This window comes from Brevundimonas sp. SL161 (genome assembly GCF_049896985.1).
Taxonomy (GTDB): Bacteria; Pseudomonadota; Alphaproteobacteria; order Caulobacterales; family Caulobacteraceae; genus Brevundimonas.
In genome coordinates, this window is record NZ_JAFCVJ010000003.1 from 14,145 (window position 1) to 38,176 (window position 24,032).

At 68.3% G+C, this 24,032-nt stretch carries 22 protein-coding genes; 18 read left to right on the forward strand and 4 right to left on the reverse strand.

Annotated elements, in window-relative coordinates:
- Nucleotides 1–26 precede the first annotated feature (26 nt).
- From ACP7AU_RS03815 to ACP7AU_RS03840, 6 genes are all read left to right on the forward strand, one after another.
- Nucleotides 27–710, forward strand: a complete 684-nt coding sequence (locus ACP7AU_RS03815; RefSeq protein ID WP_426036299.1) for a hypothetical protein — start codon at nucleotides 27–29, stop codon at nucleotides 708–710.
- Entirely contained in the window at nucleotides 703–912 is a 210-nt protein-coding gene (locus tag ACP7AU_RS03820; protein WP_426036301.1) for a helix-turn-helix transcriptional regulator, read from the forward strand. Before ACP7AU_RS03815 ends, ACP7AU_RS03820 begins: the two co-directional genes overlap by 8 nt.
- A gap of 141 nt (nucleotides 913–1,053) precedes the next feature.
- A complete protein-coding gene (locus tag ACP7AU_RS03825) occupies nucleotides 1,054–1,383 on the forward strand; it encodes a PadR family transcriptional regulator (protein ID WP_426036303.1) in 330 nt (109 codons plus the stop codon).
- Between the two features lie 25 nt (nucleotides 1,384–1,408).
- Entirely contained in the window at nucleotides 1,409–2,539 is a 1,131-nt protein-coding gene (locus ACP7AU_RS03830) for a hypothetical protein (RefSeq protein ID WP_426050567.1), read from the forward strand.
- Nucleotides 2,540–2,593: 54 nt separating this feature from the next.
- Nucleotides 2,594–3,712, forward strand: coding sequence for a bifunctional transcriptional activator/DNA repair enzyme AdaA (locus ACP7AU_RS03835; protein ID WP_426050568.1), 1,119 nt, complete (start codon nucleotides 2,594–2,596; stop codon nucleotides 3,710–3,712).
- Nucleotides 3,681–4,232: a methylated-DNA--[protein]-cysteine S-methyltransferase gene (locus ACP7AU_RS03840; RefSeq protein ID WP_426050569.1), complete on the forward strand. Its 552-nt coding sequence runs from the start codon at nucleotides 3,681–3,683 to the stop codon at nucleotides 4,230–4,232. Before ACP7AU_RS03835 ends, ACP7AU_RS03840 begins: the two co-directional genes overlap by 32 nt.
- On the opposite strand, the gene ACP7AU_RS03845 is transcribed toward ACP7AU_RS03840, so the two are convergent.
- On the reverse strand, nucleotides 4,219–6,729 hold the full coding sequence (locus ACP7AU_RS03845) for an ATP-binding protein (RefSeq protein WP_426050570.1): 2,511 nt from the start codon (nucleotides 6,727–6,729) through the stop codon (nucleotides 4,219–4,221). The two genes, ACP7AU_RS03840 and ACP7AU_RS03845, sit on opposite strands and share 14 nt — an antisense overlap.
- Before the next feature lie 76 nt (nucleotides 6,730–6,805).
- Nucleotides 6,806–8,329: a threonine ammonia-lyase, biosynthetic gene (gene ilvA / locus ACP7AU_RS03850; protein WP_426036313.1), complete on the reverse strand. Its 1,524-nt coding sequence runs from the start codon at nucleotides 8,327–8,329 to the stop codon at nucleotides 6,806–6,808.
- 272 nt (nucleotides 8,330–8,601) lie between these two features.
- On the opposite strand from ilvA, the gene nadA reads away from it, so the two are divergent.
- From nadA to ACP7AU_RS03875, 5 genes are all read left to right on the forward strand, one after another.
- A complete protein-coding gene (gene nadA / locus ACP7AU_RS03855) occupies nucleotides 8,602–9,702 on the forward strand; it encodes a quinolinate synthase NadA (RefSeq protein WP_426036315.1) in 1,101 nt (366 codons plus the stop codon).
- Entirely contained in the window at nucleotides 9,699–10,541 is an 843-nt protein-coding gene (locus ACP7AU_RS03860) for a metalloprotease (protein ID WP_426036317.1), read from the forward strand. Before nadA ends, ACP7AU_RS03860 begins: the two co-directional genes overlap by 4 nt.
- Complete coding sequence (locus ACP7AU_RS03865; RefSeq protein ID WP_426050571.1) at nucleotides 10,538–12,046, forward strand: L-aspartate oxidase; 1,509 nt, start codon at nucleotides 10,538–10,540, stop codon at nucleotides 12,044–12,046. Before ACP7AU_RS03860 ends, ACP7AU_RS03865 begins: the two co-directional genes overlap by 4 nt.
- Nucleotides 12,043–12,909, forward strand: coding sequence for a carboxylating nicotinate-nucleotide diphosphorylase (gene nadC / locus ACP7AU_RS03870; RefSeq protein ID WP_426050572.1), 867 nt, complete (start codon nucleotides 12,043–12,045; stop codon nucleotides 12,907–12,909). The genes ACP7AU_RS03865 and nadC overlap by 4 nt, the downstream gene beginning before the upstream one ends.
- 131 nt (nucleotides 12,910–13,040) lie before the next feature.
- Entirely contained in the window at nucleotides 13,041–13,196 is a 156-nt protein-coding gene (locus tag ACP7AU_RS03875) for a hypothetical protein (protein WP_426036323.1), read from the forward strand.
- On the opposite strand, the gene ACP7AU_RS03880 is transcribed toward ACP7AU_RS03875, so the two are convergent.
- Nucleotides 13,187–14,245, reverse strand: a complete 1,059-nt coding sequence (locus ACP7AU_RS03880) for a cell wall hydrolase (protein WP_426050573.1) — start codon at nucleotides 14,243–14,245, stop codon at nucleotides 13,187–13,189. The two genes, ACP7AU_RS03875 and ACP7AU_RS03880, sit on opposite strands and share 10 nt — an antisense overlap.
- A 534-nt stretch (nucleotides 14,246–14,779) precedes the next feature.
- On the opposite strand from ACP7AU_RS03880, the gene ACP7AU_RS03885 reads away from it, so the two are divergent.
- Nucleotides 14,780–14,962, forward strand: coding sequence for a hypothetical protein (locus ACP7AU_RS03885; protein WP_426036327.1), 183 nt, complete (start codon nucleotides 14,780–14,782; stop codon nucleotides 14,960–14,962).
- A gap of 228 nt (nucleotides 14,963–15,190) precedes the next feature.
- Nucleotides 15,191–15,550: a DUF6481 family protein gene (locus ACP7AU_RS03890; protein WP_426036329.1), complete on the forward strand. Its 360-nt coding sequence runs from the start codon at nucleotides 15,191–15,193 to the stop codon at nucleotides 15,548–15,550.
- A gap of 77 nt (nucleotides 15,551–15,627) precedes the next feature.
- Here the strand turns inward: ACP7AU_RS03890 and ACP7AU_RS03895 are convergent, their stop codons facing one another.
- Nucleotides 15,628–18,948, reverse strand: a complete 3,321-nt coding sequence (locus ACP7AU_RS03895; protein WP_426050574.1) for a PAS domain S-box protein — start codon at nucleotides 18,946–18,948, stop codon at nucleotides 15,628–15,630.
- 163 nt (nucleotides 18,949–19,111) lie between these two features.
- Between ACP7AU_RS03895 and ACP7AU_RS03900 the strand changes: the two genes are divergently transcribed.
- The 5 genes from ACP7AU_RS03900 (at nucleotide 19,112) to ACP7AU_RS03920 (ending at nucleotide 24,022) form a co-directional block, all read left to right on the forward strand.
- On the forward strand, nucleotides 19,112–19,591 hold the full coding sequence (locus ACP7AU_RS03900) for a Dps family protein (protein WP_426036333.1): 480 nt from the start codon (nucleotides 19,112–19,114) through the stop codon (nucleotides 19,589–19,591).
- Between the two features lie 100 nt (nucleotides 19,592–19,691).
- Entirely contained in the window at nucleotides 19,692–20,900 is a 1,209-nt protein-coding gene (locus ACP7AU_RS03905; RefSeq protein ID WP_426036335.1) for a cell wall hydrolase, read from the forward strand.
- Nucleotides 20,901–20,986: 86 nt separating this feature from the next.
- On the forward strand, nucleotides 20,987–22,522 hold the full coding sequence (locus ACP7AU_RS03910) for a sensor histidine kinase (RefSeq protein WP_426050575.1): 1,536 nt from the start codon (nucleotides 20,987–20,989) through the stop codon (nucleotides 22,520–22,522).
- A 53-nt stretch (nucleotides 22,523–22,575) separates the two neighbouring features.
- Nucleotides 22,576–22,983: a response regulator gene (locus tag ACP7AU_RS03915; RefSeq protein ID WP_426050576.1), complete on the forward strand. Its 408-nt coding sequence runs from the start codon at nucleotides 22,576–22,578 to the stop codon at nucleotides 22,981–22,983.
- Nucleotides 22,984–23,047: 64 nt separating this feature from the next.
- On the forward strand, nucleotides 23,048–24,022 hold the full coding sequence (locus ACP7AU_RS03920) for an aldo/keto reductase (RefSeq protein WP_426036341.1): 975 nt from the start codon (nucleotides 23,048–23,050) through the stop codon (nucleotides 24,020–24,022).
- The last annotated feature ends 10 nt before the right edge of the window (nucleotides 24,023–24,032 follow it).

Below are 24,032 nucleotides of genomic sequence, written 5' to 3' on the forward strand. Positions count from 1 at the left end.
ATTAACCGGAGGCGGAGGTGACGGCCATGGACGACAGGGAGATGCGGAAGGAAGCGCGGGCGCGGCGCAAGAAGTTCGCCACCGCCCTGGCGACGATCATCCTGGGCGCGATGATGTCGGGGTTCGGGTTCGTCATGGGGTCGCAACGCACGGGCGACGCGGCCACAGAATGGGGCGTGCTGGCCGGGGTCGGCGTCGGCCTGGCCTTGGGCGGAGCGATCCTGGCCTGGATTCTGCGGCCGGGCGCCAACGGCTGGCGCATCGAGACCGAGCCCCTGAAGCGTGACCGGCTGCAGGCGCAGCGGGTGCGCCAGCTGTGGATTTTCCCATTGGTGACCCTGGCCTTCCTCGTACAATCGACGCTGGCGATGCAGGACATTCTGGCAGGTGAAGGGAGTTTTGGGGACTATGTCAGTGCGCCCTTGCCGGTAGTCTATGCGTGGCTGATCGCCTCGATCACCATGGGCTGGGATCATCAGACCCGCGCCAACAAGCGTTTCCTGGAAGACGAGCTGACCGGGGTGCTACGGGCGCGGGCCATCGCCGCGGCCTTTGTGGTCCTGATGGTCGGAGCGACCGTCGCCTTCGGCCTGGGCTTGTGGCGGCCTGAGACGGGGATCGCAGCCCTGCCCGTCGTGCTGGCCGGCGCCGGAGCCACGGCCGGCATCCGCTTCGCCTGGCTCGATCGGGAATTCGGCAAGGATGGGTGACGCCCGACTGGGGTCTCGCCTCAAGGAAATCCGCACTGCCGCCGGCCTGACCCAGGCTGAACTGGCCGAGCGGGCGGGGGTGTCGCGCAAGACGATCAACACGGTCGAGAACGGGGTCTTCGTCCCCTCGACCCTGCTCGCGCTGGAACTGGGGAGGGCGCTCGGAACGACGGTCGAAGGGCTGTTCTTCCTGAAGGAGTAGCTGGGGTCGATCAGCTGTCTACCTTTACGGGGCCCGTCGTCAGGCGGGCCATGTTCCAGGTCCAGGTCGTACTTGACTCCCTCACACAGTATGTCACATACACTGTGTGTCACACACTATGTGACGTGAGGGGCGCCCCGGGTGACGATCGACGTCGAACTTTTCGAGAGCATGCGACTGGAGCTGCGGCGCGGGTCGCTGGTGCTGGCGGTGCTCGCCTGCCTGCGGACCGAGCGCTACGGCTACACCCTGCGTCAGGCCCTGGCCGCCGACGGGCTGGAGATGGAGGAATCGACCCTCTATCCGCTGCTCCGGCGACTGGAGTCGCAGGGGCTGCTGCTGAGCGAATGGCGCGAGGAAGAGAAGCGCAAGAAGCGCTTCTACCTCCTGTCGCCGATGGGCTCCGCGATGCTGGAACGGCTCGCCGGCGAATGGCGGGGCATCAACGCCTCGCTTGACAAGATTCTCTGACATTTCAGGACTGAGGGGCAAGACCATGGACATGGTGGAACGCTATCTGGAGGCCGTCGCGGCACAGCTGTCGGTGGAAGAGCGCGACGACATCGTCGCCGAGCTGCGCGGCCTGATCCTGAGTCGCGTCGAGGCGAAGGAAGAGGCGTTGGACCGGTCGCTGACAGACGACGAGCGTGAGGTCATCCTGAAGGAGATCGGCCATCCGCTGGTGGTCGCCGCGCGCTATCGCAAGGGGCCGGATTCGCTGATCGGACCGGAGCTGTTTCCCTACTGGCTCTACGGGGTGAAGGCGGGTCTTCTGATCCTGCTCGTCGTCTCGGGCATCGGCCTGCTCATCCGGCTGATCAGCGGCACGGCGGACGCGGGGCAGGACATCGCCCAGGCCTTCCACGGCTTCTTCGGTTCCGGTCTGACCCTGATCGGGGCCCTGACCCTGGCCGGGGCGATCATGGAGCACTACGCTATCCGGCCGAAATGGCTCACCGACTGGCGGGTCAAGGACCTGTCGGCCTTCGGCCTGTCCGACCCGTCCTGGTGGGGCGCGAGCGTGAAGAGCGCGAGTGACAGGATAGGCGCGGGATCCGGACCGGGCCTGCGGCCGATGTGGCGAACGCGGGCGATGCGGAGCCCTCGCGATTTCGGGGCCGAGGCGGCCTTCTCCTTCCTGGCGGTGGGGCTGTTCGTCCTGTGGTGGGTCGGGCTGGTTCATTTCCCGGGCCTGAGCGCGATACGCATCGACGGCGACCTGGTCTCCGTCTCGCCGGCGCCGATCTGGGCCGTTCTGTTCGCTCCGATCCTGCTCTACGCCCTTGGCCAGATGGGGATTGACCTGTTCACCCTGATCCGGCCGCAGGCGGCGCGGATGCGGGCAGTGCTGGCGATCCTGGTCGCGGTCGCCGGCCTTTGGCTGACCTGGAACATCTTCGAGGCAGGTCACTGGTTCACCCTGAGCGTCGGCGCGGAACAGGCGCGGATCGCGGGGGACGGGGTGCTGCTGGACTTTGACCGGCTTCGCGAGCTGCGCGAGGGCGAACGGGACCTGACCGGGGTGGCGTCGACCCTGTCGCTGATCCTGACCTGGGCCCTGGCGATCAGCGCGGCCAGCCTCGTCTACACGATCGTCGCCAATGCCTGGCGCGCCGCGCGAGCTTAGGGACATGTCCGAAAACCGCGAGACTTCCCATCGGGGAAGGGCCATCTTCGCGGCATGGAAACGCGCGCCGAGACCCTGGATCAGGAGGCCTGCTACCGGGCCGTTCTGACGCGCGACGTCCGGTTCGACGGCCGGTTCTTCGGCTGCGTGAAGACGACGGGCATCTACTGCCGCCCGGTCTGTCCCGCCCGGACGCCGAAGCGCGAGAACATGGTCTTCGTGGTCACGGCGGCGGCTGCTGAAGAAGCCGGCTTCCGCGCCTGCCTGCGCTGTCGCCCCGAGACCGCGCCCGACATGGGGGCGTGGCGGGGCACGTCGAACACCGTCAGCCGGGCCCTGGCCCTGATCGAGGCGGGGGCGCTGGACGAGGCCGACGTCGACGCCCTGGCCGGACGGCTGGGGGTCGGCGAGCGTCAGCTTCGGCGGCTGTTCAAACAGCATCTGGGCGCGGCGCCTGTCAGCGTGGCCCAGACCCGGCGAGTGCTGCTGGCCAAGGCCCTGATCCACGAGACCGACCTGTCGATGGCGCAGGTGGCGCATGCGTCGGGCTTCGGTTCGGTGCGGCGCTTCAACGAGACCTTCCAGGCCCTGTATCGGCGCGCACCGTCGGAACTGCGTCGTCGGGCCGAGAGGCCGCCGAGCGAGGGCGTGAAGCTGAGTCTGTCTTCCCGGCCGCCCTATGACTGGGACGCGATGTTCGCGGCGCTGGCCGCGCGTGGGGATCGGGTCGAGGGGAGGGTCTGGTCGCGCGATCTGGTCAGGGATGTCGACGGCGCCGACGGCTTCGTCACGGCCACGCTGGGCAAGCCGGGACGGCTGGAGATCTGCGTCGAGGCCAGCGACCTGAAGGCGCTGCCGGGCGTGCTGGCGCGGGTGCGACGGGTGTTCGACCTGTCGGCCGATCCCGAGGCCATCGGGCTCGACCTGTCGGCAGACCGGGTGCTGAAGCCACTGGTTGAGGCGCGGCCCGGCCTGCGGCTGCCGGGCGACTGGATCGACGCGAGCGAGGACGCACCCAGTGATCGATTGAACGAAGCGACGCTGGCGGACCGGGCGGAGCGGTGGCGACCCTGGCGGGCCTATGGGGCGCTGCATCTGCGGATGGCAGGGCTGACGGCAACCGATCTGATGGAGAACGACGATGACAACTCACGACTCTGGCGTGCAGCCTGAGACCCTGACCCTCGACCGGATCGCGACGCCGGTCGGCGAGGTGCTGCTGGTCACAGATACGGACGGCGCTGTCCGGGCGCTGGACTTTGCCGACTATGAGCCGCGCATGATGCGGCTGCTCGGCCGGCAGGCGCCGGATGCGGTCCTCGTCCCCGGCCGGGCGCCCGAGGCGGTGCGCGGCGCGGTCGAGGCCTATTTCGCCGGGGACGGGCGGGCGCTGGATGGCCTCAAGGTCAAGACCGGCGGCGCCGATTTCCAGCGGTCTGTCTGGGCGGCGCTGCGGGCCATCCCGGCCGGCGAGACGCGCAGTTACGGTCAGCTGGCGGCGGCGATCGGATCGCCGAAGGCGGTGCGGGCGGCGGGGCTGGCGAACGGCCAGAACCCCATCGCGGTCATCGTTCCCTGCCACCGGGTGATCGGCGCGAACGGGACCCTGACGGGCTATGCCGGAGGTCTGGAGCGCAAGCGCTGGTTGCTGGCCCACGAAGGCGCGACCCTCTCAGAAGTCAGGCCGCGCTGACCGCTTCCGCCTCGTCCGGTTCGACGGCGTCGAGCGCGGCGGCGATGGCGGCGAACAAGGTCTGGGTGGTGACGGGTTTGGCGAGGTGACCGTCGGCGCCGGCGAGACGGCCGGCTTCGACATGCTCGGCCATGGCGTTGGCGGTCAGCATCAGGAGCGGGGTGCGGGCGAGGCCGCGCTCGGCCTCGAGGGCGCGGATGGCGGCAGTCGCGGTCAGACCGTCCATGACCGGCATCTGCATGTCCATCAGGATCAGGTCGAAGCCGCCTCCGGCGAAGGCGTCGAGCGCCTGCTGGCCGTCCTCGACGGCGATCAGGGTGGCTCTCGTCGATGCCAGCAGCACCTCAACGACTTTACGATTGGCGGGATGGTCGTCGGCCAGCAGGATGTGCAGATCCTCAGGCGCGACCTCGATGTCGGCGGTCGCCGTTTCGACGACAGGCGCAGCGGCCGGCAGGGGCAGTTCGAACCAGAAGCGCGAGCCCTCTCCCGGCGTGGACTCGCAATCCAATTCGCCGCCCATCAGTTCGGCCAGGTCGCGGGAAATGGCGAGGCCCAGGCCGGTGCCGCCGAAGCGCCGGGTGATCGAGCCGTCCGCCTGCTGGAAGCGGTCGAAGATGCGCGCCTTCTGGTCCGCGTCGAAGCCGAGGCCGGTGTCGGCCACGGTGAAGCGCACACGGCCGTCGGCTGCCGCTTCTACGCGAAGGGTGACCGCGCCGGCGCTGGTGAACTTCAGCGCGTTGGAGACGAGGTTGGCCAGGATCTGGCGCACGCGGACGACGTCGCCGACAACCATCCGCTCCAGGGTCGGGTCGAGCTCGACGACCAGGGCGACCGGGCTGCCCTCGACCGTGGAGCTCCACAGGGCGGCGATGTCCTTGACCGCATGGCCGAGGGCGAAGGGCGCGGTCTCGATCGTCACCTGACCGGCTTCGATCTTGGCGCTGTCGAGGATGTCGGAGAGCAGCCGTTCCAGGGTCACGCCGGACGAGCGGATGATCTCGACCATTTCGTGCTCGGCGTGGTCGAGCGGGCGACGTGACAGGGCATCGGCCATGGCCACAACGCCGTTCAGAGGCGTGCGGATCTCGTGGCTCATATTGGCCAGGAACTCGGACTTGGCCCGGTTGGCATCCTCGGCGCGGCGGCGGGCGAAGCGGAGGTGGCGGGTCAGGCTCCACTGGCGGAACAGCAGGGCGGTGGCGCTGAGGAGGAAGACCACGCCGATGCCGACGACCCAGCGCTGGCTATGAATGACGTCGGCCTGGAGCGCGGTGTTGGCCCGGGCGGTCTCCAGCTGATGGCGGCGCTCCCGCAACTGATTCCGCATCTCCGAAGTGACCTGGCCGATACCCTCGCTGAAGCGGCGCGTCTGCTGAAGGGATTCTTCTTCCGAATGGCGGCGAAGCAGGTCGAAGGCTTCGCGCGAGCGGCCCTGGGCCTGGAGCACTTCGGCCTCGGCATGCAGAACCTGTGAGAGGCCTTCGTCGCGAAACTCGCCCGCGGCCTGGCGACGATGGATCTCGGCGACGTCGCGCCGCGCCCCGTCCACGTCGCCGGTGCGGGCGCGAGCCATGGCGCGGATCGGCAGGATGTGGTGGGCCAGGAACTCGGCCGCGCCCAGGCTTTCGCCATAGGGCGCGAGGCAGCGCAGCAGTCGGGACGGATCGTCGGCGCCCTGCGCCACCATGGCGCACAGGTTGGCGTCATAGACGGTCAGACTCTCTACCCTGGCGCGCGTCGCCAGGCGGTGGTGGACCGCGAACAACCGCTCGGCCAGGGGCTGGTCGCCGACCTGGACGGCCATGCGGGCCAGGTTGTAGACGGCGTCGAAGTCGGGCCGGGGATAGGCAGGATTGCTGTAGTCGAGTTCGAAACGACCGAAGGCGTCGGTGGCCCCGCGGATGTCGTTCAGCTTCATCAGGCCGATGCCGGTCACCTCCCACAGACCCGCGCGCGCCGTGTCGGCGAAGGCGTCGTTTTCGGGGGTCAGGCTCATGGCCTCGTTGAGCAGGTTCAGCCCTTCGCCGAGGCGGTCCTGGTCCATCAGGGCCAGGGCGTGGATGCGGGTGGCGTGGGCGCGGACGAACCAGTCTGATTCCGCCCTGGAGATTTTTTCCATCTCGATGGCGGCGGCGTCCTCGCCCGCATCGTAGCGGATCGTCAGGGCGTTAAGATGGGCGATCTTCGTATAGCGCGCGTCGCCCTGCCGCCCCGCGGCGGCGGCGAGCTGCAGGTTCCACCGCGTGGCGCTCTCGAAATCACCCTGGTTCAGGCTGGTCCAGACGACGTGGTAGAGCCGGTTCAGCCCCTCGCGACCGGGCGTGTGCAGGGCCCTCTGACCGAAGGCTTCGAGCTGGGCGAAGGTCGTGGCGCCGGCCCGGCGCTCGACAGCCGCAGCCAGGGCCAATGGATCGCGAGGGGCCGGGTTTTTGGCGAGGACCAGAGTCGGCGCGGCCACCAGCACGGCGAGACCGAGCAGCAGGGCTTTGAACAACAAGGGTACGCAACGGAGGAGCACGCCTCAACGTGGCCCAAAGGTGTTTCGCAAGCTTTAGCGCCGGATCGGGCCTTCACGTACCGTCGAGGAACAGCCGGCTGGCCGGATTGTCGGTCTCGTCGACATAGGGATAACCGAGCGTGGCGAGCGCGACGTTCAAAGCCGGCTGTTCGGCGGGCGGCACCGAGATACCGGCCAGCACCCGGCCGACATCGTCGCCATGGTTGCGATAGTGGAACAGGGTCAGGGCCCAGGCCGGCCTAAGGCTGTTGAGGAAGCGCAGGAAGGCGCCGGGCCGTTCGGGGAATTCGAACCTCAGGATGCGCTCGTACGGCAGGCCGGTGGCGCGGCCGCCGACCATGTGGCGGACGTGCAGCTTGGCCGTCTCGTTGTCGCTCATGTCCTCGACCGCATAGCCGTCGACGCGCAAGGCGGCGATCAGGTCATCCTTCTCGTGCGGCCCCTGTTTGATCGCGACGCCGACAAAGATGTGGGCGCGGCCCTCACCGGACCAGCGGTAGTTGAACTCGGTCACCGAACGGCCATCGAGCGCCGACAGGAAGCGGCTGTAGACGGCGCGGTCGTCGTCCATGGCGACGGCCAGAAGCGCCTCGGTTCCCTCGCCGATCTCGGCCCGCTCTGCGATGTGGCGCAAGCGGTCGAAGTTGACGTTCGAGCCCGAGTTGATGGCGATCAGGGCGCCATCTTCGGCCGTCTCCGGATGGGCGGCGGCCCAGGCCTTGAGGCCCGCGAGGGCGAGCGCCCCGGAGGGTTCGGCGACGGCACGGCTGTCGTCGAAGATGTCCTTGATGGCGGCGCAGATGGCGTCGTTGTTGACGGTGACGATCTCGTCCAGCAGGTCACGGCACAGCCGGAACGTCTCGGTTCCCGCGCGGCGCACGGCGACGCCGTCGCAGAACAGGCCGACCTGATCCAGGGTCACGACCTCGCCCGCCTCGATGGCGGCCTTCATGGAGGCGGCGTCGACCGGCTCGACGCCGATGACCTTCGTCTCTGGTCGCAGGAACTTCACGATGGCCGCGACGCCGGCGGCCAGGCCTCCGCCGCCGATGGGGACGAAGATGGCGGCGATGGGCTCGGAGTGCTGGCGGGTGATCTCCAGTCCGACCGTACCCTGGCCGGCGATGACGTCGGGGTCGTCGAAGGGGTGGATGAAGACGGCGCCGGTCTCGGCCGCGCGGCGGCTCGCCTCGGCGAAGGCCTCGTCGAAGGCCTCGCCGTGGAGAATGACATTGCCGCCCAGCGCGCGCACCGCGGCGACCTTGATGGGCGGGGTGGTGACCGGCATGACGATGGTCGAGACCGCGCCGCGCCGACGGGCCGCGAAGGCGACGCCCTGGGCATGGTTGCCGGCCGATGCGCAGATGACGCCCCGCGCCAGCTGTTCCGGGCCCAGGGTGGCGATCTTGTTGTAGGCGCCGCGGATCTTGAACGAGAAGATCGGCTGAAGGTCCTCGCGCTTCTGCAGCACCGGCCGACCGAGGCGCACGGCCAGGCGCGGCAGCGGGTCGAGCGGCGTCTCGATCGCCACGTCATAGACTCTGGCGGTGAGGATGCGGCGGAGAGTTTCTTGCATGAGGGATGGGCTTGGAGGCGACTTTGCGGAGGATATTTCTCCGTCATAGCCTGATCGCGGCAGATGTCGCCCCAAAACCGTCGCAACCCACTTCGCATCAGCGAACGATGGCGCGCGCGGCACAGACTGGAAGCCTGCGCGATTCCGTCACGCCGCACGGCTCGGGTCGCGATGACGGAGATCGTGTCAGCCTCTTGCATCCCGGGCCGACAGGCCTATCTTAACCGCACTTATGCTAATGTTGAGCATAAGTCATTCGGGCGGTGTCGCCCATGGAGATGACGTCGATGGCGCACGCAGCCCAGACCTTGGGAATGTCGCCGGAACTGGCCGCCGAGACCGCCCCTGTCTGGGAGAAGGTCAAGGAGTTCGTCACCCCGATGGAGTGGCCGGTCCAGGCCCAGCTGATCCACGAGATCAACCTGCTGAAAAAGGAGCGGGACGCCGTCATCCTGGCCCACAACTATATGACGCCCGACATCTTCCACGGCGTCGGCGACTATGTCGGCGACAGCCTGGGGCTGGCCAAGGAGGCCGCGCGGTCGAACGCGAAGGTGATCGTCCAGGCGGGCGTGCACTTCATGGCTGAGACCTCGAAGATCCTGAGCCCCGAGAAGACCGTCCTGATCCCCGATCTGAAGGCTGGCTGTTCTCTTGCCGAAGCGATCACCGGCGCCGACGTGCGTCTGATCAAGCAGAAATATCCCGGGCTGCCGGTCGTCACCTATGTGAACACCACGGCCGACGTGAAGGCCGAGACCGACATCTGCTGCACCTCGGCCAACGCCGTCCAGGTGGTGGAATGGGCGGCCAGGGAATGGGGCGTCGATCGCGTCATCCTGATCCCCGACGAGTTCCTGGCCCGCAACGTGGCGGCCCAGACCAACATCGGCATCATCGCCTGGAAGGGCCGCTGTATCGTGCATGAGCGGTTCACCGCCGTCGACATCGCCGAGATGCGCGAGGCCTATCCGGGCGCCCAGATTCTCGCCCACCCGGAGTGTCCTGAGGACGTGCTGGCCGCCGCCGACTTCGCCGGATCGACGGCGGCGATGACCGACTATGTGATGTCCAGAAAGCCGAAGCAGGTGGTGCTGATCACCGAATGCTCGATGGCCGCCAACATCAAGGGCGACGTGCCGGAAGTGAACTTCATCGGCCCGTGCAACATGTGCCCCTACATGAAGCGGATCACGCTGGAGAACATCCGCGACTGCCTGCGCGACATGAAGTTCGAGGTCACGGTGCCGGAAGAGATGATCGCGAAAGCCGCGCTCGCCGTGCAGCGAATGATCGACCTGCCGCCGCCCGCGATCCCGGCGCGCTACGACATGGTCAAGGCCAAGCACCATGTCGCGGTGGAGCTGATATGACAGATGGCCCCTGGGGATCGCGCGACGGTTCCACGCCGAAGCCGGTCGCGCAACCAACGACCGCAGTCCCGCAGTCCAGCCCCGGCGCGCCGGTCATCGACAAGGGCCAAAGCCTGCCGTGGGCGATCGGTTCGACCCTGCTGCTCGGCGGGTTCATATGGTTGATGAGCGGCAGCTGGGTCGTCGCGGTGGCGGCGATCTTCGGCCTGTTCGTGCACGAATACGGCCATGTGCTGGCGATGAACCGGCTCGGGATGGGACCAGCAAAGATCTACATCATTCCCTTCCTCGGCGGGCTGGCGCGAGGTCAGCGCAATCCCGAGAGCGAATGGCACGGGGTGCTGGTGTCTCTGGCAGGACCGGCATTCGGCCTGCTCGCCGTCCTGCCCGCCGTCGGCCTTTGGTTTGCGACCGGCGATCAGGAGTGGATGCTGGGCGCCTTCTTCATCGCCATGATCAATCTGGTGAACCTGGCGCCCGCGCCGCCGCTGGACGGCTCCAAGGCGCTGGGGCCTGTGCTGGCCCGCATCGATCCGATGGTCGAGAAGGCCGCCCTGATCGCCATCGGGGCGCTGGCGGTCTGGTGGGGCGTCTCGACAGGGCGCTACATCCTCGCGGTCTTCCTGGCCATCGCGATCCTGGGATCCCTGCGTCGCGGCGCATGGCGGCCGGGCGAGAAGAAGCTGACCTGGCCCGAGGCCGGCAAGTCTTTGGCCCTGTTCCTGCTGACCGGCGCCCTGTGCGGGGCCGCCGCGATTGGCGTCCTGTTGCCGTTATCCGAGGGCTCACCTCAGGGCGCATTCGAGATTGCCGCCCGCTTCATCGGCTTCGACCGGTGAGCCGCATTCATCACGACGGCCCGCTGATCATCGGCGGAGGCCTGGCCGGATTGTCGGCCGCGCTTTCGGCAGCCCCCGCGCCTGTCATCGTCATCAGCCCCGCGCCCCTGCTTCAGGCGGCGTCCAGCGCCTGGGCCCAGGGCGGCGTGGCTGCGGCCCTGTCGAAAGACGACGCTCCGGCCCTGCATCTGAAGGACACGGAGGCGGCGGGCGCCGGCCTTGTCGACCACCATGCGGCCGAGGTCCTGACCGATGAAGGCAGGGCGACCGTCGAATGGCTGGCCTCTCTCGGCGCGCCGTTCGACCGGGATGCGGCCGGCGAGTTCTCCGTCAGCCTGGAAGCGGCCCATTCGATGGCCCGTGTCGCCCGCGTCGGGGGCGACGGCGCGGGGCGGGCGATCCTGTCGGCGCTGGTGGCCTCGGTGCGGGCCGCCTCTCACATCACCGTCTGGGAGGACGCACGACTGCGCGCCCTGATCCAGGACGGGACCGGTCGCGTGCGCGGCGCGGTGATCGAGCATCCGGGCGGTCGCATGGTCGAGGTCCGCGCCCCGGCTGTAGTGCTTGCGACCGGCGGGGCGGGCGGCCTCTATGGTGCGACGACCACGCCGGTGGCGCTGAAGGGCGAAGGCATGGCCCTGGCCTGGGCGGCGGGCGCGGAAATCCTCGATCCCGAGTTCGTGCAGTTCCATCCCACCGCCATCGACGTCGGCGTCGATCCCATGCCGCTGGCGACCGAGGCCCTGCGGGGCGAGGGGGCGCGGCTGATCGACCGGGACGGGCGGTTCCTTCTGGGCGACGCCGACGGTGCGGATCTGAAGGCGAGGGACGTGGTGGCGCGGGCGGTGCATGCCGCGCGGGCGGCCGGGCGCGGAGCCTTCCTCGATGCGCGAACAGCCGTCGGCGACCATTTCCCCACCGAGTTCCCGGCCGTTTTCGCGGCCTGTATGCAGGCGGGTCTGGACCCCCGCGAGACCCCGATTCCTGTGGCGGCGGCGGCCCACTATCATATGGGCGGGATCGCCGCTGACCCCGACGGGCGGACGTCGCTGGAAGGCCTCTACGCCGTCGGCGAATGCGCGGCGACAGGGGTGCACGGCGCCAACCGGCTGGCGTCCAACTCATTGCTCGAGGCCGCGGCTTTCGGGCGGCGGACGGGGCGCGAGGCGGCAAAGGCCATCGCGACCCGGGGGCCCGTGGTCGTGGGCGCGGTGGTCGAGGACCTGCCCGAGGCGGCCCATGCCGGGCTGCGCGCGGCGATGAGCGCCGATGCGGGCGTGGTGCGCGACGCGGCGGGCCTGACGCGGCTTGTCGCCCTGATCGACCGGCTGGAGGCGACCCATGGCGCGCCGCCGGCGCTGGTCGCGGCGCGTTTGATCGCCGAGGCGGCCCTCGCCCGGCGCGAGAGCCGGGGCGGCCACTATCGTTCGGACTATCCCGAGACGGCGACGACCCCGGTGCATACCCGCCTCCGGCGCGACGTCCTGCAGACGGTGGCGGCATGAGCGGGCTTCCGGACACAGTGATTCTGCCTGTCATCCGCATGGCCCTGGCCGAGGATCTGGGGCGGGCGGGCGATGTGACGGCGGCGGCCTGCATTCCCGAAGGCGCCCGGATGCGGGCGCGGTTCGCGGCCCGAAAGCCGGGCGTGCTGGCCGGAATCGACTGCGTGCGGCTGACGGTGCTGGAGATGGATCCGAAGGCCTCGGTCGATCTGCGGATCAGGGACGGGGAGGTCTTCGAAGCGGGCGCGGTCCTGGCCGAGGTCGAGGCGGACGCGCGCGCCTTCCTGTCGGCCGAACGGACGGCGCTGAACCTCCTCGGGCGGATGTGCGGTGTCGCGACCCTGACCCGGACCTATGTAGAGGCGGTCGCCGGAACGGGCGCCCGGATCGCGGATACACGGAAGACCACCCCGGGTCTGCGCGGCCTGGAGAAGCACGCGGTGCGTTGCGGCGGAGGGGTCAACCATCGCTTCGGACTGGATGACGCCATCCTGATCAAGGACAATCACGTCGTCGTCTGCGGCGGGGTGGTCGAGGCGGTGAAGGCCGCCCGCGCGCACGCCGGTCATCTGATGAAGATCGAGCTGGAGGTCGATGGCCTCGCCCAGTTCGATCAGGCCCTATCGCTGGTCGCGCAAGGGCAGGGACCGGACGTGATCATGCTCGATAACTTCGACAACGCTGAGCTTGTCGAGGCGGTGAAGCGTCGGCGTGACGGTGGTCATAAGGTGGTGCTCGAGGCGTCCGGCGGGGTCAATCTGACCACCGTGCGCGGCATCGCCGAGACCGGCGTCGACGTGATTTCCGTGGGGGCTCTGACGCATTCAGCGCCGGTTCTCGACATCGGTCTGGACGCTCTCTGAGGAACGGGCGGGACGCCGAAGGGTTTTCTGCTTCAGATCAGAAGGAGAGTCTCATCGCCCCGGCCCCGAAGAGTCCCAACGAACATCGCAACTTCGCCGACCACGTCGCGGCCTCTGTCGAGCACGCCGGGTTGTCGGATCGTCGCGACTGCGAGACCAGCGTGCCGTTGGCCGACCTGAGTGACGCCGACGTCAATCCGGGTCAGCAGGGCCGCTACGGAAACCTGAAGCAGAACCTGACCATTCACTGGCAGGTTCAGGAACGGCCAGCGGTCGATCAGACCTGAGGTGCGCTGCCGACGGCGGAGTCCACGGCGGTCGGCTGGGCCGAACCGGAGACGGGCGTCGTCAGGGGCGCGGGCTTGAGGGCCGGCGTCGGCGCGGGCGTGGGAGCCTCGGTCACACCCGCCGCCATCTCGTTGCTGGACGTCATGTTTTCCTGGGCCAGCAAGGCGGTGTAGGCGATCGCCTGGCCCGCCTGACGGACCGTCTCGCCCGGATCGATGCCGGCATAGACGGTGCGCTGGACGTCCGCGCCGGTCGAGCCGCGAGCGGCGTAGCTGAAGGCGTTGGACGAGCCGGCGCGGCCGCCGAAACGATAGAAGATGTGGCTGCCGACCTGGCCGACGCGCAGGAAGCCGTAGCGCCATGACGGCGAGACGCCCGTGGTATGGAAGAAGGTGGCGTTGCCGACGCCGGCATAGACGGCGCCCGAGAGGGCGGCGGAGGCGACGGTGCGGGCCCGGTTCCAGGCGGCGCGGTTGACCGGCGCGCGCATCGACCCGTCGCAGGTGAAGCTGAACTGGCAACCGACGCGACGGCCGGAACCCTGGAACACCACACCGCAGACGCTGCGCGGGAAGGAGGGGTGGCGGGCGCGGTTCAGGACGACCTGGACCACGGCGCGCATGCCGTCGGAGCCCTCGCCGCGCGCCTCGTAGTAGGCGGCCTGGGTCAGGCATTCGAGATCGCGCGAGGCGTCCAGCGCATTGTCGATACGGAACGGACGAGCGGCGGCGGAAATGTCGGTCAGGCTGGCGCGGCGCAGGTCGCTGCGGGTGCTGTCGGGACGAAGCTGCTCCAGACGCGCGGTCAGCAGTTCGGCCTGGCGGTCGCGCTGGGCGCCGCCGGCGACGGTATAGGGATCGTGGCGGCGGGCGATGGTCAAAGCGCTGGCGTCCAGGCCCCCGGCGGCGGCGGCGAGCGCTTCCTCGGTGAAGCCGGCGGCGGTGGCGCCTTCCAGACGTTCAGCCTGGGCGCGGACGGTCGTCGCACGCGCGACGGTCCCTCCCAGATAGGCGCAGCCGATTCCAAGACCCACAAGGGCGCCGAACACCGCTGCCGCCTGTACGGGCCGAATCCTGGCCGTACGGTCGGCGCGCGAAGTCGCACGCTGCTGCGAGGGATGGAACAAAGGCGTCGTCCTATTCAACAGGGCGGAAAAGTCGCCCCCGGGTCGTCTGCAGAACCGGGCGATATGGTGAATCGCGTTCCGGTTTGCGAATCGACGGTCGATGAACAGGTGACCGCCGAAGGATGGGCCTTAAGCCACCCGTTTATGGCCTCAATGTGTTTGATTCGCAAGTTGTCGCTGCAGTGCAGCAATTGTGACGGGTCTGCAGGTTTCCTCAAGACTGGCGTAATCCTTGGCCGTCACAGAGAAGGGGGTTTCGTCATGAATACCGTATCGGTTTGCAGCGGTCAGACTTGCTGGCGGGGATAATGTGGCCGGGCATGCTTTCGAGGCTCATTTCTATTGTATTCGCGATCTCGGGAAATGGGCGCTGACCTGTCGCTATGGTTGTTCAGGGAACGGCGTCGGCGGGGGGGCGTTCAAGCGTGACCTTAACCAAGATGCAGGACCCGTCCCATGCGCTCTTCCCTTGTGACCGCCGCAACCCTGGCCTTCCTCGCCCTCGGCGTGACCGCCCTTTCGGCCTGTGGCCACACCACTGAACAGCGCGCCGCCACCGGAGCCATCGCGGGGGCAGTTGTGGCCGGGCCGGTCGGCGCGGCCGTCGGCGGCGCGGCCGGCGCCGCTCGCCCGGATTGAGCGACTGGACTTGGCGTCGGGGCCCCCGACGCCTATCTGGGGGATCGCCCACGGGTGCGTCCCGGCGATGACGGTCGGCCGAAGAACGGCCCCGTTCGTCGATTAAGAGACGCGCGCGCTTGATTTACGGCTCCATTTCGGCTTTGCCGACGCCCGGACGCCGTGGCGATCCCCGCCCGTGCCCCTCCGGCGACGGGCCCACCCCTCGAAGGACGACCGACCGACCGCATGAGAGATCTGAAACAGACCGGCTTCAACGACCGCATCAGCACCCAGCAGGAGGCCAAGAAGGCTCTGCTGGCCAAGTTCAAGCCCAAGGCCGCCGCGCCCGACCCCGAGTTCGACAAGCTGGCTGAGAAGCGCGCGGCCGAGAAGGAGGCCCTGCGTCTCCAGCACGAGGCTGCAAAAGCCGAAGAGCGTCGCCTTAAGGCCGACCGTGACGCCGAGCGTATGGCTGCCGAACGTGAATCCGAGGAGGCCGTCGAGGCCGAGAAGCGCGCAAATCGCAAGGAGCGCAAGCAACTCACCAAGGAAGAGCAGAAGGCCGCCCGCGACGCCAAATACGCCGCCCGCAAGGCGCGGAAGTAGCCGCCAGGCGCTCGCGCTCTCATTGAGACTGTTCGGCCCGTCGCGATCTCGCGGCGGGCCGAAGTCGTTGTGGAGCCTCAGGTCTGGCGTGGCGCCTCGGTGGCGACCAGCAGGTCGCCCAGCGCCTCGCGCAGCTGTTCGCCGGAGTAGGGCTTCCTCAGGAACGGCCAGGGCGCGTCGGTCAGGGCCAGGTCGACGTCGTCTCCAGCATAGCCCGAGGTCAGCATGATCGACATAGCCGGCCAGCGCTCTGCGCAGGTCCGGGCCAGCTCCACGCCGGTCATGCCGCCCGGCATGACGATGTCGGTCAGCATGACGTCGAAGCGGCGGTGATCCAGAACGGCAATGGCCTCGGCCCCCGTTTCCGCCGTCTCAACCTCCAACCCCATGCCGCGCAGCAGGTCCATGGCGATCGCGGCGACGCCCACGTCATCCTCGACCAGTAGAAGGGTCTGGCCCGGCTTCACCGCGCCCAGCACGCGGCGGGGAGCCTCCGGCGTCGCCTCCTCGACCGGCGCTGGCGGCAGGTAGACGCGGATTTCCGTCGCTTCGCCGACCGCGGAGGTGATCTTCACCCCGCCCCCGCTCTGGCGCGCGAAGCCATACACCTGGCTGAGGCCGAGGCCCGTGCCCTTGCCGACCGCCTTGGTGGTGAAGAAGGGCTCGAACACCCGAAGCATCGTCTCCGGGCTCATGCCCGCGCCTGTGTCGGAGACTGTGACGCAGACGTAGTCGCCGGGGGCGAGCTCGATCACCTCGCCCGCGTCGATCTGACAAGCCTGGGTCTGGACGGTGATCGTCGCACCGTCCGGCTGGCCCCGCTCGGCCACGGCATCGCGGGCGTTGACGATGAGGTTCAGCAGCGCAGCCTCGAACTGGGCCGGATCGACGATCACGCGGGCGCCCCCGCGACGGAGCTTCAGCTTGTAGCCAACCGCCTCCCCGACCGCGCGGCGCAGCAGGGGGTCGCTTTCGCGGATCAGGGCGTTGATGTCGATCGCCTCGGGCCGAAGGGCCTGGCGACGCGAGAAGGCCAGCAACTGATGCGTCAGCCGCTCGCCGCGGCGTGCGGCCGACAGGGCGGCCTCGCCCAGCTTCTGGCGGCGCGCGAAGTCGTCGGGGGACTTCAGGATCAGGTCCAGGGCGCCGATGACGACGGTCAGCAGGTTGTTGAAGTCGTGAGCCACGCCGCCTGTCAGCCGGCCGATCGCCTCCATGCGCTGGGCGTGCATCAGATCCGCCTCGGCCTTCGCTTTCTCGGCCAGGGCGTGGCCGACGCGCTCTTCAAGCAGTTCGTTGATCCGCTTGAGGTCGTGCTCGACCCGGCGCGCGTCGGTCACGTCGAAAGCCACGCCGACGAAGCCGATGACCTCGCCGCCCGGACCGAAGCGCGGACGCGAGAAGGACTTCAGCCAGCGGTACTCCCCCGAGCTGTGGCGGTAGCGCGCTTCAAGCGCGAAGGGCAGTTCCGTGGCCTCTCCGGCAAGGGACTCGCGGACCAGCATGTCCTGGTCGTCGGGGTGGATGTAGGTGCGCCAGTCGGCGGTGCGGACGCTCTCGTAATCGCCCCCCATGTATTCGACATAGGCCTGGTTGACGAAAGCGCGGCTCCTATCCTGCTGCGTCACCCAGATCAGGACCGGGGCGGTGTCGGCGATGTCGCGGAAACGGGCTTCGCTTTCCAGAACCTCCGCCTGGGCGCGGGTGCGTTCGACCTCGGACCAGGCCCGGTCGGCGACGTCCTCCATCAGGGTGATCTCGGCGCCTGTCCAAGCCCGGGATCGGATGCTGTTCACGTGGAGGAAGGCTCTCAGCACGCCGGATCGGACAATGGGCACCGTCACGAAGGCGGCCACCTGGACCTCGGCGAAGGCGTCCGCGGCGCCGGAGGTGCGGGGATCGAGCAAGACGTCATCGACCACAATCGTCTTGCCCTCGGCCAGCTGGCGATCCACCTCGCCGCCGAAGTTCCGGGTGCGGTGCACGCCCTGCAGGCTGCCCACGCCCTCCGTCCAGTCGCGGGCCATCTCGAAGACCTCGTGGTCGCGACGCAACTCCCCATGGCCAACCCGGTTCACGCCCAGCATGCGCCCCAGCACGCTCTGCACATGATCCATGATGGCCTCGGGATCGTTCAGGTCGCGCACGCCGTCGGACAACTCCAGCAGGAAGCGTTGGCGGCGTTCCTGCTGGGCAAGGGCGTCCAGGGCCTCCCGCGTCGTCGTGACGTCGAACGACAGGCCGACATAACCCTGGAACACCTCCTCGCCGTCGAAACGGGGGTTCACCGACACTCGCATCCACCGCCATGCGCCGTCGTGACGCAGGAAGCGGCACTCGAAAGCGTAGGGCAGGAAGCGGGCGCGGGCTTCGGCCTGGGTGGCGTTGACCTCGGCCACGTCGTCGGGGTGGATCGAGGCCTTCCAGGCGTGGCCCATAAAGGTCTCGCCGGGTTTGCCGTAGAACTCGACCAGGGCCGCGTTGACGAACTCCACCTCGCCCGCGGCATTGGTCAGCCAGACGGGGGAGGGCGCGGTGTCGGCCATCAGGCGGAACCGGGTCTCGCTCTCGCGCAACGCGGCCTCCGCCGCCTTGGCGTCGGAAATGTCGACCGTCACGGCGATATAGCCTGACCGGGCGCCATCCTGGTCGCACAGGGCCCGCAGGCTGGTCAGGGCCCAGACTACCGTGCCGTCGGGCTGAACATATCGCTTTTCAAGCTGGCCGCCCTCGCCGCCTGCGAGGACGCTGGACAGCAGATCGAGCGTCGGCTGCACGTCGTCCGGATGGCTGGCCTGAGCCGTCGTCATGCCGATAATCGACTCCTGGGTATGGCCCAGAAGCGCGGCGAACCGGGCGTTCGCGCTGACCACGCGACCATCCATGCCGACGCGGGCGATACCGGCTGCCGCCTGATCGACCATGGCGGTCAATTCCGCCTCGCTGCGTCTCAGCGCGTCCCGGGAATTCTCGAGCGCCGAGACCGTCTCGCCGAGCCGGGCCAGGCTCTTGCGTAGGGAGGCGGCCACGAGGGTGGAGAAGAGGCCGACGATAATAAAATTGGTAGTGGCGCCCCGGCCTGCGGGGGTTGCGATGCCGAACCCCGCCGCTCCAGGACCGGCGATTGCCCAGCCGCCGAGAAGGCACGCCGCCGTCGCGACAAGGCCGGCGACCCGTCCGCCGGTGAGGGCCGCCAGGGTCACCGCCGGCAACAGGATGATGAACCCGGAAACCTCACCGAAAAAGGCCTGACCCGCCCAGCGTACGAGCAGTCCGACCGCGGCGAACGCCAGACCAGTCAAGACGTTTCGCCACCACGGTCGCCTGGGCTCGCGCGCCAGCCGCGCCAGGACGATGTCCGGCTCCAGCATCCGACCGAACAAAGCGCTGAAACCCAATCCGACCCCCGGTTCGCGCTCGCGCGAAAAACGGCAACGCTTTCCGATTCTTTGCGTTCCGCTCCGCGAAGAAGCCGCATCCATATGGGGCTTCAGATCTTGGTGCAGGCCGCTGGAACGCTTACCTGCCACACGATTAGCGACTGTCGCCAAAGGAGCAAGCATGACTGCAACGATCGACACGGGCCTGACGAAGGCCGAGCGCACTGATGTGGCGCAGGAGCTGAGCAAGGTGCTGGCCGACAGCTTCGCCGTCTATCTGAAGACCCACGGCTACCACTGGAACGTGCGGGGTCCCGAGTTTTTCACCCTGCACACCCTGCTGGAGCAGCAGTACCGCGAGATCTGGGCCGCGCTGGACGAGATCGCTGAACGGATCCGGGCGTTGGGCGAGTTCGCGCCCCAGGCCCAGTCGACCTTCGCCAACCTGACATCAATCAAGGACGGCGACCCCGACAAGGACGCTCCGGCCATGCTGAAGGAGCTGATGAAGGACCATGAGACCCTGATCGCCACCTGCCGCGCAGCCCTGACGGCCGCCGACGACGACAGCGACGATGTCTCGGTGGACCTGCTGACCCAGCGGCTGGCCGCGCACGAGAAGTTCGCCTGGATGCTGCGTTCGACCTTGGGAGGGCGCTAGGCCCGGCTCACAGAACCGCAATCCGTGGCCTGAAAAGCGCCGTGTTGGGGGACCATAGAGCCCGCCTCACGGCGTCCAGGCGCCGCAGCTTCAGAAACCCATGTCGCTTTCCGCCATCAAGTCCCTCGACTGGCACAGGGTGAAGACCTTGGGACGTCGCTATGCGGCCGCGGCCCCCGCGGCGCTGGCGGCGCTTGGCGTGGCGATGGCGGCGAGCTCGACGGCGCGTCCCATCGGCGATCGCACGGCAGAGGCCGTGGCGCGGGTCACCGAAGGCGATCTGTCAGCGCGCGGCCTTGCGGCCCTAAGCGCGCGGATGGATCCGGCCCAGCTGGCCCTGGCGATCCGATTCGATCCCAATGAACAGCGCCCGGCCTTGCTGGGGCTGACGCCGGGCTGGGAAAGCCTGACGCTCGCCGGGCGGCCGACGCTGGAGCTGGGCGTCAACGGTCTTGACGCCCAGAAGCGCAACGCCGCCATGCCCGCCGCAATCGACGCCCTGCGTTCGGCGCGTCCTTTCGCGCTGCAGACGGCCACCTCCGCCGACCGGGCGCGCGCCCTGCGCTGCTTGACCCAGGGCGTCTATTACGAGGCGGCGCTGGAAAGCACCGAGGGCCAGGAGGCCGTGGCCCAGGTCATCCTGAACCGGGTGCGCGATCCCAACTACCCGAACACCGTCTGCGGCGTCGTCTTCGAGGGCGCCGAGCGGACTACGGGCTGCCAGTTCAGCTTCACCTGCGACGGCGCCCTGTCGCAAGCGCCGGTCGGCTGGGCCTGGAACCGCGCGCGGACCGTCGCCGAGCGCGCCCTGTCCGGCTATGTGGCGATCAAGGTCGGCACCGCGACCCACTACCACGCCGACTACGTCCACCCCTGGTGGTCTCCGACGTTGGCCAAGATCACCCAGATCGGCGCGCACATCTTCTATCGCTGGAAGGGACTGGCCGGAGAGACCGTCTCGTTCAAACAGACCTATGCCGGGCATGAGCCCGTCATCGACGAGGCGCGCTTCTCGCGGCCCCGCCTGATCAGCGCTTCCGCAGCCACGGGCGAGGCCGGTCCCGACGATGCGACGGTCCTGGCTCAAGGCGGAATGAACCTGCGGACCGTCGAGATCGACGGCCAGACACGCGTCGTGGGCGTGGCCAGCCTGGGCGGACGTCGCCAGGCGACCGCGGCCGACATCGCGGCCATCAACGCCCGCCTTCAGGCCTTCGAGGCTCCCCCGATCGCGGCGCCGGCCGCCGCGCCCCCTCCGCCCGGGGTGATCACCATGGACGTCGAAGAGGTTGGTCGACCCGCCAACTGACGCAGCGGCTCACCGGGCGTGCAACGTTGCGGCGCATCAGGCATTCAGACTTCCCACAGGATTATACAGCCGAGCCTGGAATCGCCTTGACCGCCGCAGCCCTGCCCTGGAACGAAGCCGAAAGGCTCATCGCGCTGCAGGCTTACGGGATTCTCGACACGGAGCCCGAGCAGGCGTTCGATGACATCGTCAGGCTGGCGTCACGGATCTGCGACACGCCCATCGCAGTGGTCAATCTGATCGACCAGGGCCGTCAATGGTTCAAGGCCGAGACAGGCCTCGGCGTGCGCGAAACACCGCTCGACACCTCCTTCTGCGCCCATGCTCTGCTGCAGGAGGATGGGATGGTCATTCCCGACGCGACCCGGGATGCCCGGTTCGAAGGCAATCCACTGGTGACGGGGGAGGCTGGCCTGCGCTTCTACGCCGGGCGACTCCTGAAGAGCGCCGACGGCCACGCACTCGGCACCCTCTGCGTCCTGGACGTCCAGACCCGGCCCGAGGGGCTGACGCCGCTGCAGGCCGAGACGCTGGACGTTCTGGCCCGTCAGGTCATGGCCCAACTGGAATTACGTCGCGCAATCAGCGAGCGGGAGGAGGGCGTCATCGCCCTGGCGGAGAGCGAGTCCAAATTCCGGGCCATCGCCGAGTCCATGCCCCAGATGGTCTGGTCGGCCCAACCCGACGGCTTCCACGACTACTACAACGCCCGCTGGTACGAGTTCACCGGCGTGCCGGCCGGCTCGACCGACGGCGAGGCCTGGAACGGCATGTTCCATCCGGACGACCGGACGCGCGCCTGGGAGGCCTGGGGCCACTCGCTCGAGACGGGCGACCTTTACGAGATCGAATACCGGCTGCGGCGCGCCGACGGCGTCTATCGCTGGACGCTTGGACGAGCGACGCCGATCCGCAATGAGGCGGGCGAGATCACCCGTTGGTTCGGCACCTGCACCGACATCGAGGACCTCAAGCGATCGGAAGCGGGCAAGGACCTGCTGAGCCAGGAACTGAGCCACCGGATCAAGAACATCTTCGCCGTGGTCTCGTCCCTGATCGCCCTGTCGGCGCGGGAGCATCCGGAGGCCAGGGCGTTCGCCGGCTCGGTGCGCGACCGGGTCAATGCCCTGGCCCGCGCCCATGAGTTCGTCCGCCCGCACTCCGAGGTGTCCCAGCCGCTGATCGGCGACACGACGCTCCACACCTTCCTGGGCGCCCTGTTCAAGCCCTACGTCGACGCCAGCGGGCGGTCCCGCGTGGCGCTCGAGGGCGAGGACGCGACCTTCGACGATCAGGCCGCGACCTCTGTCGCCCTGCTGTTCCACGAACTTGCGACCAACGCCGCCAAATACGGCGCCCTGTCCGCGGCGGGGGGAACTGTACTGTTGCGTACGCGCAACGACGGAGATCGATTCATCCTGACCTGGACGGAGCGTGGCGGCCCTCCCATCCTCGAAAAGCCGGTCCGGCAAGGGTTTGGCTCGGCCCTGGCGTCGCTTTCGGTCAAAGGGCAGCTGGGCGGAAAGTTGGAACGAAGGTGGGAGCCAGGGGGTTTGATCCTCGAGGCGGACCTCCCCGCAACGGCGCTATCCCGGCGCCGCGCCGCACTAGGAAAGAAGTGAACCGGACGGTCATCTCGGCGTTACGAGAGCCTGATAACCGACACAACAAGGCCATGACCGCGCGTATCCTGATAATTGAAGACGAAGCCCTTGTGGCGATGGAACTCCGCTTTGTGCTGGAGGACCTGGGTCATGACGTCGTCGCCACCGTCGCCGATGCGAACAGCGCACGGTCTGTCGCGGCCGAGAACGACATCGATCTGGCCCTGGTCGATATCCACCTGTCCGACGGTCCGACCGGCATCGACCTTGGCCGTGAGCTCGGTCAGGAGCGGGGGGTGACCGTCCTCTTCATGACCGCCAATACCGGAATGGTTCGCGAGGGCGTGGCCGGCACCATCGGCGTCCTGTCCAAGCCGACCGACGAGCGCGCGGTCCAGACGGCGGTCGACTATGCGCTGGGTCGTCGGACCGGTCGGCCGGTCGAATATGCGCCGCCGGAATTGCAGTTGTTCGGCTGACGACGGTTGCGGGCTGAGGCTCGGCTGACCACCTGAAGGGCTCCCCGAAACGGAGCCCTTTTTCATGTCCGATCCGAAGAAACGCGCCCTCGGCAAGAGCGGTCTGGAGACCGCGCCCCTCGTGTTCGGAGGCAATGTCTTCGGCTGGACCATCGACAAGGCGAAGTCGTTCGAGATTCTCGACGCATTCGTCGGCGCCGGCTTCAACGCCATCGACACCGCCGATGCCTATTCGCGCTGGGTCCCCGGCAACTCCGGCGGCGAGAGTGAAACCATCATCGGCGAATGGCTTAAGGCGCGCAGGCGTCGCGACGATGTCCTGATCCTGACCAAGGTCGGATCGACCATGGGCCAGAACGGCGATGACACCCGCAACGACCTTTCGCCCCGCTGGATCGAGCGCGCGGTCGAGGACAGTTTGCGTCGGCTCCAGACGGATGTGATCGACCTCTACCAGTCGCACTGGATGGACAAGACAACCCCGTCCGAAGAAACCTTGCGCGCCTATGAGCGGCTGATCCAGGCCGGCAAGGTGAGGGCTATCGGCGCCTCCAACCACGACGCCGCCAGGATGCGCGAGGCGCTGGATGTGGCCGCCGATAAAGGCCTGCCGCGCTACGAGACGGTGCAGCCACACTACAACCTCTACAGCCGCTCGACCTTCGAGGGTGAACAGCAGGACCTGGCCGTCGCCGAGGGTCTTGGCGTCATCACCTATTTCAGCCTCGAGAGCGGCTTCCTCAGCGGGAAATACAAGACGGTCGCCGACGCCGACGCCTCGAAGCGAGGCGGCGGCATGTTGAAGGATCACTTCAACGAACGCGGCGTCCGCATCCTGGCGGTGCTCGACGCCGTCGCCCAGCGCAACGAGGCGACGCCCGCCCAGGTCGCATTGGCCTGGCTGCTGAGCCGCCCGGGCGTCACCGCTCCCATCGTCAGCGCGACATCGCTGGATCAGCTGAACGACACGCTGAAGGCCGCCACGCTGACGCTGTCGGACACGGACCTGGCGGATCTGACGACAGCGAGCGACGCCTGACCCATTGGAT